The organism is Mesorhizobium silamurunense, assembly GCF_014843905.1.
GTDB classification, from domain to species: Bacteria; Pseudomonadota; Alphaproteobacteria; order Rhizobiales; family Rhizobiaceae; genus Mesorhizobium; species Mesorhizobium silamurunense.
Genome location: NZ_LPVS01000248.1, coordinates 1 through 10,613 on the forward strand (window position 1 = coordinate 1; position 10,613 = coordinate 10,613).

General features: G+C 62.9%; 7 protein-coding genes and 1 pseudogene. 6 read left to right on the forward strand and 2 right to left on the reverse strand.

The window, feature by feature from the left end; translation table 11 throughout:
- The 5 genes and pseudogenes from AU465_RS34095 to AU465_RS34115 form a co-directional block, all read left to right on the forward strand.
- A pseudogene (locus tag AU465_RS34095) lies at window positions 1-607 on the forward strand (hypothetical protein); the annotation flags it as partial.
- A 237-nt stretch (window positions 608-844) separates the two neighbouring features.
- Window positions 845-3,151, forward strand: a complete 2,307-nt coding sequence (locus tag AU465_RS34100) for a peptidase domain-containing ABC transporter (protein ID WP_210325386.1) — start codon at window positions 845-847, stop codon at window positions 3,149-3,151.
- 79 nt (window positions 3,152-3,230) lie between these two features.
- A complete protein-coding gene (locus AU465_RS34105; protein WP_192257553.1) occupies window positions 3,231-4,637 on the forward strand; it encodes an HlyD family type I secretion periplasmic adaptor subunit in 1,407 nt (468 codons plus the stop codon).
- 43 nt (window positions 4,638-4,680) lie between these two features.
- Window positions 4,681-6,408 carry a tetratricopeptide repeat protein gene (locus AU465_RS34110; RefSeq protein ID WP_192257555.1) on the forward strand — a complete coding sequence of 576 codons (1,728 nt, stop codon included), beginning with the start codon at window positions 4,681-4,683 and terminating at the stop codon, window positions 6,406-6,408.
- A gap of 389 nt (window positions 6,409-6,797) precedes the next feature.
- Complete coding sequence (locus AU465_RS34115) at window positions 6,798-6,938, forward strand: hypothetical protein (RefSeq protein WP_192257557.1); 141 nt, start codon at window positions 6,798-6,800, stop codon at window positions 6,936-6,938.
- Window positions 6,939-7,321: 383 nt separating this feature from the next.
- On the opposite strand, the gene AU465_RS34120 is transcribed toward AU465_RS34115, so the two are convergent.
- Window positions 7,322-7,507 carry a DUF3606 domain-containing protein gene (locus AU465_RS34120; protein WP_192257565.1) on the reverse strand — a complete coding sequence of 62 codons (186 nt, stop codon included), beginning with the start codon at window positions 7,505-7,507 and terminating at the stop codon, window positions 7,322-7,324.
- 209 nt (window positions 7,508-7,716) lie between these two features.
- Window positions 7,717-8,634 carry an NADP-dependent oxidoreductase gene (locus tag AU465_RS34125; RefSeq protein WP_192257559.1) on the reverse strand — a complete coding sequence of 306 codons (918 nt, stop codon included), beginning with the start codon at window positions 8,632-8,634 and terminating at the stop codon, window positions 7,717-7,719.
- Between the two features lie 108 nt (window positions 8,635-8,742).
- Between AU465_RS34125 and pdxR the strand changes: the two genes are divergently transcribed.
- Entirely contained in the window at window positions 8,743-10,146 is a 1,404-nt protein-coding gene (gene pdxR / locus AU465_RS34130) for a MocR-like pyridoxine biosynthesis transcription factor PdxR (RefSeq protein ID WP_192257561.1), read from the forward strand.
- Window positions 10,147-10,613: the final 467 nt, after the last annotated feature.

The window sequence follows — 10,613 nt, forward strand, 5'->3', positions numbered from 1 at the left end:
CTCGACCGGAGCGACCGGTGCGACCGGCGCGACCGGCTCGACCGGCTCGACCGGAGCAACCGGCTCGACAGGAGCGACCGGCTCGACTGGCTCGACCGGTGCGACAGGTGCCACGGGTGCGACTGGGTCAGCCGGTGCAACTGGCCCGACCGGAGCGACCGGCCCCGGCGGCGAGACCGGTGATCACCACCATGGCAACAACGGTGGCGGCAACGATCCTGACCACAGCGACAGCAGCAATCCTGGGAAGGGACATCCCAACGATGGCACTGATGCCGATGGCCCGCCTGACAATCACACCGCCGCGGTCACCGCCAGCTCGCTCGGGCTCAAGGACACGACGCAGTTCCTGCAATCCGGCTCGACCGACAGTGATGCCGTCAGCCATGCGTCGTTCCGGCAGCTTGTCAGCCTGGCCGCCGGTTCGGTGACGACCGACCTCTTGAATGTTCTCAACACGATCAGGGGATTTGGTCAGAACCAGAACAAGCCGTTGGGTGCAAGCACCGACCTGACCTCGGATCAGAACAAGCAGGGTGCCGGCTACGCCAACAGCGACGACACAGTGAAGAAGGCGTTGAAGGATATTCTGAAGCCGCATGACTGAGCATGAGTGAGCAGGAATGGCGACCGGACAGACGACGATAAAAACCGGTCCAAAGCTGAGAAGCGGTCGCGCGGGCTTTGCGGGAAGGCAAGGCCGGCGCGTCCGGCGTTTCCGAATGGTCAAGGGGCTCGTGCGACCGACCGGGGCGGAGTATGATCAGTGCCACCAGAAATTCCGGCGGGAATGATCCGCCCCGGGCAATGTTGAACCATCGCCTGCCTGCCCGAAGGGGAGTCCATGGTGAACATTCCTGGTAGTGCTGAAATCCAGCCTGTTGAGATACGTGCCGGAACCGCGGCCGACCCGACCGGCATGGCCAGAGGCGTCAGTGAAGTGGGGCGGAGCCCCGGTGGCCCTGCCGAGTTTGACCAGGTCGGGCCGCGCCTCAAGGCGATCCTCCGGGTCGCCCGCTACCACGGTATCGAACTTGATCCGAATGAATTCAGGGCGGCATGTGCAGGCCCGTTTCCAAGCGCCACCGACCTGTCCGAATGGGCGCAGAACGGCGGCATGTGGTCTCGGGCAGTGCGCGTTCGCTGGTCTCATCTGTTGCGCTTTCAGGAGACCGGACCGGTCGTTCTGTTGTTCAGCGATGGCGGCGCTGGTCTCCTCACCGGGGCGAGCGCCGAGCGCAACGTTGTCTTCCTCAAAAGTGCGGACGCGCCCGACGATGGTGAATCCACCGCCGTCGACGAGCTGCGGCTGTCGCAGGTGTGGACGGGCGAGGCGGTGCTGCTGCGAAACGCGCGATCCTATGTTGCCGCCGATGCGCCTTTCACGCTTCGCTGGCTCGCCGAACTGGTGCGGCTCGAAAGCCGGCCGCTTCGCGACGTCGCCATCGCTTCGTTCACGCTCAGCGTCCTTACCATCCTGCCGCCGCTCATCGTCATGACGGTGGTCAACAAGGTATTGCAGTTCAACAGTGTCTCGACGCTTTTACTCTTGTCGGCCATAGTCGCCGTCGTCTTCGCCTACGAGACGCTGCTGGGCCACGCGCGGCGACTGATCATCAATGTCGTTGGTGCCCGTCTGGACACCAAGCTGCAGTTGCACGTTTTCAGCCGGCTCCTGCGCCTGCCGCTCGACTATTTCGAGCGCCATCCGGCTGGCGAGACGATGTACCACCTCGCCCAGGTCTATCGCATCCGCGAATTCCTGACCGGCAAACTGCTCAGCACGTTCCTCGATCTGATTACACTCTGCGTGCTGCTACCCGTGATGTTCTATATCAACGTCAAGCTTGCCTGGATCGTCGTTGCCTGCGCAGCGGTGATCATGCTGATCATCCTCGCCTTCCTCAAGCCACTACGCCGGAGGTACCAGCGCGTGATCGACGCCGAGACCTGGAAGTCGGCAGCATTGGGCGAAACTGTTGTCGGCATAAAGACCGTGAAGGCGCTAGGCCTCGAGCCGCAACGCAAGGCGCTTTGGGACGAGCGGGTAGCGGAAGCGGGAAGGGCGCGTCTGTCCTTCGGGCAGTTCGCCAGCTGGCCGCAGACGCTGGTTACGCCAATTGAACGCGTGATGGTGCTCGGCACCATGCTGATTGGCGCCTATCTCGCGATGAACGACAGTTCCGGCTACATGGTCGGCGGTCTGTTCGCCTTCATGATGATCTCCCAACGCGTCGCGCAGCCGTTGGTCGGGTTGGTGCGACTGATCGAAGACTACGAGGAGGTGGGGGCGGCAATCGGCGAGGCGGCATCCGTCCTTAATCGGCCGTTGGAGACGAGTTCGAACTCCCTCGGTCTGAGACCAAGGCTCGTCGGCGAAGTTACATTCAGCGATCTGACATTCAGCTATATCGGTACCAAGACGCCAGCGCTCGACCGGGTCAGCTTCCACATTCCGGCCGGGACGATGTTCGGCATTGTCGGACGGAGCGGGTCGGGAAAATCGACCATCGCGCGTCTGCTCCAGGGGATCAACCGCGATTATAGCGGGTTCCTCAAGCTGGACGGCGTCGACCTCAAGGAAATCAACCTGCGTCACCTTCGCCAAGGGCTCGGCGTGGTCCTCCAAGACAATTTCCTGTTCCGCGGGTCGATCCGCGACAACATCATCGCCGGGCGCGCAGGCCTGACGCTTTCCGACGCCATGCGTGCCGCGCATCTGGCCGGCGCCGAAGAATTTATCGAACGGATGCCGAACGGATACGACACCTACATCGAGGAAGGTTCGCCCAACCTGTCGGGCGGTCAAAAGCAACGGCTGGCGATTGCGCGCGCCCTCATCCACGATCCGACCATCCTCATTCTCGACGAGGCGACCAGTGCTCTCGACCCGGAAAGCGAAGCGGTCGTCAGTGCCAACCTCATGCGCATCGCCAGCGGGCGCACGATGATCATCGTCTCGCATCGACTGTCCTCGCTCACCGAGTGCGATCAGATCCTGGTTATGGAGCAGGGCAAGGTCCTCGACGTCGCATCGCACACGATCCTGCTCGAACGATGCGCCGTCTATCGCCAGCTGTGGTCGCAGCAGAACCGGCACTTGGACAACCGCGGCGGCCGCCCGGCGGCCGTGCCGCCTCGATTGGTTTGATGATGTCGTGCCGCAGCGGGATGGAGATTGAAATGGTCGTTCTCGCCAAAGATGACTTGGGTTCGAGGTCCGGTAAGCCATGAGTAGCACCTCGCTCACCATCCGCCAGGCCCGCTGGTGCCGAGCGAAAACGAACGATCCGACGACGCCGGCCATACTCGAGTTTCAATGGCCGTCGACAGCGGTCTCGAATGCACCGATTCCTCGGGCGGCGCGCGGCATCGTATGGATGATTTCGAGCCTGGTGATCGTCTTGATCGCCGTGGCAGGACTGATACCGGTCGACCAGGTGGTGACCACGAGAGGGCTCGTGGTTTCACAATCGCCCAACATCATAGTGCAGCCGCTGGAGACGGCGATTGTCCGCTCGATTGAAGTGCGCGAAGGACAGCATGTGCAGGCCGGTCAATTGCTTGCACGCCTCGATTCGACCTTCGCCTCAGCAGACTTGCAGGCGCTGGCTATGCAGGTCTCTACGCTTGAGGCCGAAGTGGCACGGTTGAAGGCGGAGGCCGACGGCAAGGTCTTCAACTATGACGGCCTCGACCCCAGCTGGACCCTGCAGGCCTCAATCTTCGAGCGCCGCAAGGCGGTCTACGACGCCAAGCTGGAGAACTTCGACCGGCAAAGCGATGAACTCAGTTCGGTGATCTCGCGCGCGCAATCTGATGCCGCTGGCTACCGGCAGCGGCTGTCCGTCGCGGCCTCGATAGAAGAGATGCGCAAGCAGTTGGAAGAAAGGCAGGTCGGGAGCCGCCTCAATACTCTGCTTGCCGAGGACAATTCGGCTGAAATGTCCCGGGCGCTCGGCAACGCCGTGCAGACAGCGGAAGCCGCCAGGCGCCAGCAGGCCGCGGTAGCCGCCGACCGCGCCGGCTACATTCAAGGCTGGCGCGCGGAAGTCTCGCAAGGTCTGTCGGAGGCGAGTTCTCGCATGTCCGACGCTCGCGAGCTCTTCAACAAGGCAAAGCTCCGCAAGCAACTGGTCGAGTTGAAAAGCGAAGGAGATGCCATTGTCCAGTCTGTGGCAAAGGTGTCGGTCGGCTCGGTCCTGCAGTCGGGCGAGCGCCTGATCACGCTGGTGCCAGCCAAGGCGCCGCTCGAGATCGAAACAAATGTCGTCGGCCGCAGTAGTGGTTTCGTCCATGTCGGCGATCCCGTCGTCATCAAGTTCGACACTTTCCCCTATTCGCAATACGGCCTTGCTCACGGCACCGTGCGCACGCTCAGTCCGGATTCCTTCTCGGCTCAGGAGCAAGCACGCGATCCAAACAGTTCGCTGGCGATGCTGCCCTCGAATGCAGAACCGTTCTATCGGACGCGCATTTCCATTGATCAGGTCGCGCTGCATGACGTACCCGCCGGGTTTGCCCTCACCCCCGGCATGCCGGTGACTGCCGACGTTCAGGTCGGCCGGCGCACGGTGCTCAAATACATTCTTGGGGTGATGCTCCCGATCGGTCAGGAAGCGATGCGCGAGCCGTAGTCTGCAGCTCGACAGGAACTGGAGCAGTCAAAGGCTGGCATCGATGACAATTTTGGATCGCCTGACTGGTTTGGCTAACCCGTCGATAGCATTGCGCCGGGCGATCCAGCTCTCTGAAAGTGGCAAGCCCACGGAGGCCTTTCTGCTCTTCGCGAAGGCTGCGCGTGCGGGAATCGCCCATGCCGAGTATCGGGTCGCTCGTTGCTATCTCGAAGGTTCCGGCGTGCCGCCGAGCCGGGCAGAGGGGACGCACTGGCTGCGGCGAGCAGCGGATCACGGGAGCGGTGATGCGCAGGCGCTCCTCGCTGCACTCTATGTGACCGGGCTGGCGACCGCCGGAGCTGACAAGGGCTCCCTATCGGAACGCTTGTTCGTAGAGGATACCACGAGCGAGCCAGACTTTGCCTCAGCGCTCGACCTTGCCACGAAGGCGGCCGAGGCCGGCTGCGCGACCGGCCAGGCACTCCTCGGCTACATCCTTACCAATGGTCCCGAACCAATGCGCGACGCCGATGCTGCGTACAGATGGTACGAGCGGTCGGCCGCGGCCGGCTGCGCCGAAGGAAGCCTTGGTTTTGCCCTTTCGCTGGCAAGGCGGGGTTTGTTGGCCGACCGAACCAGGATTGCCGATGAGGTCCGGCGGGCGGCAGACGCCGGCTTGCCGACAGCAATCTATCTTCTCGCGATCCTCACCGAACATGGCCTCGGTGTCACAGGGAACCTTGCTGGCGCAGCGCGGCTATACCAGTCAGCTGCGGAAAAAGGCCTTCCTGCCGCCCAGTTTCGATTGGGTTTGGCGCTTGTCGACGGGAGCCTCGGCGATCAGGATCCGGTGGCCGGAGAGGCGTGGATGCGACGTGCGGCATTGGCGGGTAACTTCGAAGCAGCGAATCTCCTCGGCGATCGTTACGTGAAGAGTCGGCCGCCGGACTTTTCAGAGGCTGCAATTTGGTATCGTCGTGCGGCCGAGGGGGGGCACCAGGCCGCTGCGCGTGCGCTAGCCTCTCTCTACCTGACGGGAAACGGTGTTGCCAGGGACGAGCAAGAGGGAACGCGCTGGCTGCGCACTGCCGCAAGCAGCGGGAACCGGGCAGCCCAAGTCGACCTGGCCAATCTCGTTCTCCAGGGGGCCGGCGAGCCGGACGATACCACGAGCGTAGCGGGATGGTTCGAGGCCGCCGCGTTATCAGGCGACCTTGTCGCCGCCTTCAACCTCGGCATCTGTTTCGCCAAGGGCGTCGGCGTACACCGGGATGAAAGTCAGGCGGCGCAATGGCTAAGGCGCGCGGCTGAAGGCGTGGCCGAAGCCCAGTACATGTATGCACGCATTCTCAGGGACGGGCGCGGCGTGGCCGCCGACGCGCAACAGGCCCGCGCCTGGTTTGCCGAGGCGGCCGACGGTGGCATGCTCGATGCGCAAGTGGCGCTTGCTGAGATGCTGCTCAACGGGAGCGGAGGCAAACGTTCTCCGGAGGCCGCAGTGCAGCTGTTCCAACGGGCTGCTGCCGACGGTCATGCCGGCGCAATGTTTGCTCTCGGCGCACTGCAGAGCTCCGGCGAGGGACTGCCGGTCGACCACATGGCGGCGCAGAAATGGTTTGCGGCCGCGGCTGAGCGCGGGCACGGACAGGCCCAACTCATGCTCGGCCGATATCTCTTGAAAGGCCTCGCCGGAGAGCACAACACGGCAACTGGCCGTCTTTGGCTCGAGCGAGCTGCGGCGCAAGGTTTTCAGGAAGCGGCTGACGAACTTTCCGAACTCCCCGGCTGAGGCATCCATTGCCAAGATTGCAGCACCGGCAACCATTGACCGCATTGAGGTCAGATGTCGGCTCCAAGCCTTCCATCTGGCCCTGGGAGCGCATCCACACACTTCTGAAAACTGCATGTTGTTCGCAAACCCGGCGGCACTATGATGGACGCAAAGTCGGCTTTTATTCCAGTTGCGCGAATGGCATAGCCGATGCGACTCTACTGCGTCGCCGTCATAGACGTTTGTGAGACCAATTTGATGCTCCTGGCTGTCCATCATGTTGCAATCATCTGCATTGACTACGAGACGTCCAAGCAGTTCTACAAAAAAATCCGCTCTACTTAAAAAGGGAACCGACCCGGGACTCGAACCTTTCCACCCTGTAGGGACCTGGAAGGAGGCTCATCATGAATCGTTATGAAAACAGCGTTCTGGAAGCAGGCTGGCTTGTGGCGGTCCCGTTCTTACTGGCGATCGCCGTGTTACTGGCAGGACTGGTGTTGAGCCAGTACGATGTCCCAAGACGCGACCGCACACGTCTAACCTGACAACGCTTGCTGGACGTCAACGGAACCAAAGTAGCGCATCCGCGGCGATGCAGGATCAAGGTGGCCGCTATCGTCGCGCTTTCCGGCACGTTGCAGATCGGGCATCAGCTTCGCTCCAAATCAGCGCTCACCACCACCGTTGGAAATCGCAATCCGGTCCTAACTTCCTTGTGCCGCCTCTTGCAGGCAGGTCGGCGGGTTTTTTAGCGCTCCGCCTCAAACGCTCATGCTCGGGCGCCTCATGCCAAGCGACTTGCCGCAAGTCCCGCCCGTCGACGCGCTGGCCGCAGACCTTGCAGGTGTAGAAGTGGCCGGATTCATCGGCCGGCTCGCCACCGGTGCGCTCACCAGGCTGGCTGAGAGGAGGGATATCTGAAGCTTGATCATTCTCTAAGCTTCTCAGCCTCGCGTTCTAGAGTTGCCCTGTCGTTGCCGTGCCGCTTGATAAGGTCGCGGACCTGTTGAACCGTCAGCCCAACCTTGTTGGCGAAATGACGGACTTCGTAATCCTCGTTCGCTGATACCCGGTCGCGGTCGCGTTCACCGCGCTTGCTCTTGTCGTCTGCCATCATCAGATTCCTCCTGGCAGAGAAACCATGGCTGGTCAGGAATGTTCCTTGCGTCGGCTCCTTATGCGCGAAGGCGGAATTACCAAAGCCCAAGCACACGACACTTATCGAGCTGGAAGCGGCGCGCCGAGCGGCTGGCCCGCGCCAGCAGTCTGCCCTATCCGCTCACTTCCGGACCCTGCCGACAGCAATGCTCCATGGCAGCTGGTTCAAGCACGAACACGGATGACTGTCTTCCCCGCGCGTCGCTCGGTCGGGTTGAGGGCAGCGACGGCGTCATCGAGAGTCGAAACGTTGCCGATATTCGTCCGCAGTCGACCGTCCCGGACCCGCCGGACGATTTCACTCAGTTGGGCACGGTCGGATTCGACAACGAAGTCGACCGCCATGCCGTCGGCGGGCCGCGATTCGGCCGGTCCGACGACGGTCACCAGCGTTCCTCCGGTTCGGATCAGGGCAGCGGACCGCTTCTGGATATCGCCGCCGATGACATCGAACACCAGATCGACTCCACCGACGTCTTCCAGGGTATCGTTCTCGAGGTCGATGAATTCATTTGCGCCGAAATCCAGCGCCTTCTGACGGTCGGCGGCGCGTCCAGTGCCGATGACATAAGCGCCGGCCTCTCGTGCGAGTTGCGTCACCATCGAACCGACTGCGCCGGCCGCGCCGTGCGCCAGGACGCTCTGCCCCGCCTGAAGACGGCCGTGCAGGAATAGTCCCTGCCACGCCGTCAGACCCGAGATCGGCAAGCTCGCGCCCACCGTGAACTCGACGTCGCCTGGCAGCGGCGCGAGGTTGCGTGCCTCCACGGCTATATACTCCGCCAGTGTGCCGTCGCGATACCAGTCTGCGAGACCGAACACGCGCTGTCCTACTGAAAGACCCGTGGTGCCATAGCCAAGCGCGGTGACCACTCCGGCCAACTCGTGCCCAGGGATCGACGGTCTTCGGTCACTGTCGCGTCGATCGGTCCAGGTCGAGGGCCACGTCAGCTCAGTCGGGACGAACCCCGACGCATGTACCCGAACGACGACGTCATTTATCGCAGCCTGCGGCTCGGGTCGCTCCACCAGCGTCATCCCTGCCATTCCCGCAGCCTGGTCCGTTACGACGATTGCCTTCATGAGAATTGTCTCCTCGATCATTTGTCACGTGGCGATGGCCGTTAGATGTGGCCGGCTGTGGTCATGAAACAGGACCAAGATTGGCGGGAATGATGGTACCATTGCCCCATGACCCCTCTGCCCATCGATCTTGACCGCGCCGCAAGGACACCGCTGGCGACGCAGATCTACCGGGCGGTCCGGGACGCCGTCGAGACGGGGCGGCTGGACCCGGGAGCAAAGCTTCCTTCCTGGCGTGATATGGCCGCACAGCTCGGCGTCTCGCGCGGCACCGTACGCGTCGCGTACCAGCGCCTCATTGACGAGCAGTTCGCCGTCGGCGCCGGCGCGGCGGGCACCCGCGTCGCCAAGCGCCCGTCGCCTTCGTCGTCGCCCTTGTGGTCGCCAGACGTGCCGCCCCTGCCGGAGCTGTTCCAAACCTATGGAACGCCGCCCCTGCCGTTCCAGATGGGCGTGCCCTCACAAGACGCCTTTCCGTTCAAGCTGTGGTCGCGCGTCGTCGCGCGAGCGGCGCGGCGGGCAGCGGCCGCGCCGGTCAGCTATCCCGATCCACGGGGCGATCCGCAGCTGCGAAAGGAGATCGCGGCCTATGTCGGAATCGCGCGGGGTCTTCGATGCAGTCCCGCCCAAGTCTTCGTCACGGCAGGCTATTCCGGGGCGCTCGGTCTGGCGGTGCGCGCTCTGCAGGTGGAGGGGTCGCGAGCCTTGATCGAGGATCCGAGCTTCCCGATCACACGCAAAGCGCTCGACCTGGCAGGGATCACCGTGACGGCCGTTGCGGTCGACGCCGAAGGCCTGGACGTCGCTTCCGGCGTCCGGAGCGCCCCCGACGCAGCGTTGGCGATCATCACGCCAGGGCAACATGCCCCGCTCGGGATGACGATGTCCTTGACCCGCAGGCTTGCGTTGCTCGCTTGGGCCCGGCGGAGCGACGCCTGGATCATCGAGGACGATTATCTGAGCGAGCTGCAGCTGACTGGCCGGGCGGCTCCGGCGCTCGCTTCGCTCGATAACGGTGGACGGGTCCTGCATATTGGCAGCTTCAGCAAGACGATCAGCCCAGCCCTGCGCCTCGGGTTCGTCGTTGCACCCATCGAACTGACTGGCCGGTTCGGAGACGTATGCGCCTGCCTGGCGCCGGCTCCAGCCCTGGCGCTGCAAGGCGCGGTGGCCGAGTTCTTGCGCGAAGGGCACTATATTCGGCATCTGCGGCGCATGAAGCGCCTCTACGCATCTCGGCGGCAGGCCGTGCTCGACGGTCTCGCACAGGTCGGGTCGGACTCGCTGAAAGTCGAAGCCACTGCGGGGTTGGCCGTCATTGTCTCGACAACCGCCTCTCTGTCGGATGTGGAGATCGCCCGCCGCGCCCGCTCGTTCGGCTTGGCTCCGTCGCCCCTCTCTCAATGGTGTGTCCGATCACCCCCGTGGCAGGGGCTCCTGCTCGGCGTGACCAACTTGGATACGCGCCGGATCACACAGTATTGCCGGCAGCTCGCGGAAGCGGCGCAATAGTCACCACTCGCGTTCAGCGATCCTTGAAAGGCCCGACACTGCAATGAACGCTTGCGGTTGTCCCGCCGGACCAGTCGGACCGTTTAGGGTCCCGTCACGGCGATGCCCAGCCCCCGACCTGAACGTCCGCTCATTCGCACGCTGCGCCGAAAAACGGCAGTCCGCTGCCGGCCCCAAACCAGCCGCGCTCGTACCCAATGGTCAACACGGGTTCATCGACCCCTTTTGTGGGATGAAAGAGACACCGCGTGCATGGAATACTAGTCCTCCTCCTGGTCCTTAGGTTCGCCAGACCATACGAGAGAATACGAGGAAATGGGTTGGCGAACCATCCGCTACCGTATTGATTTACAATAGGAAACGTTGACCCTCCTGGCCAACAATTGTCGTTATTTATCAATAACTTAGCACCCATATCCGTAACCGGGGCAAAACCGGTGGTGTTGCGCGCGTGGATCTGCTGTTGG

Bases quoted from the DNA above. Each gene is read 5' to 3' on its own strand.
- AU465_RS34100 (WP_210325386.1), top strand. From the start codon at position 845: ATGGTGAACATTCCTGGTAGTGCTGAAATCCAGCCTGTTGAGATACGT.
- AU465_RS34105 (WP_192257553.1), top strand. From the start codon at position 3,231: ATGAGTAGCACCTCGCTCACCATCCGCCAGGCCCGCTGGTGCCGAGCG.
- AU465_RS34110 (WP_192257555.1), top strand. From the start codon at position 4,681: ATGACAATTTTGGATCGCCTGACTGGTTTGGCTAACCCGTCGATAGCA.
- AU465_RS34115 (WP_192257557.1), top strand. From the start codon at position 6,798: ATGAATCGTTATGAAAACAGCGTTCTGGAAGCAGGCTGGCTTGTGGCG.
- AU465_RS34120 (WP_192257565.1), bottom strand. From the start codon at position 7,507: ATGGCAGACGACAAGAGCAAGCGCGGTGAACGCGACCGCGACCGGGTA.
- AU465_RS34125 (WP_192257559.1), bottom strand. From the start codon at position 8,634: ATGAAGGCAATCGTCGTAACGGACCAGGCTGCGGGAATGGCAGGGATG.
- pdxR (WP_192257561.1), top strand. From the start codon at position 8,743: ATGACCCCTCTGCCCATCGATCTTGACCGCGCCGCAAGGACACCGCTG.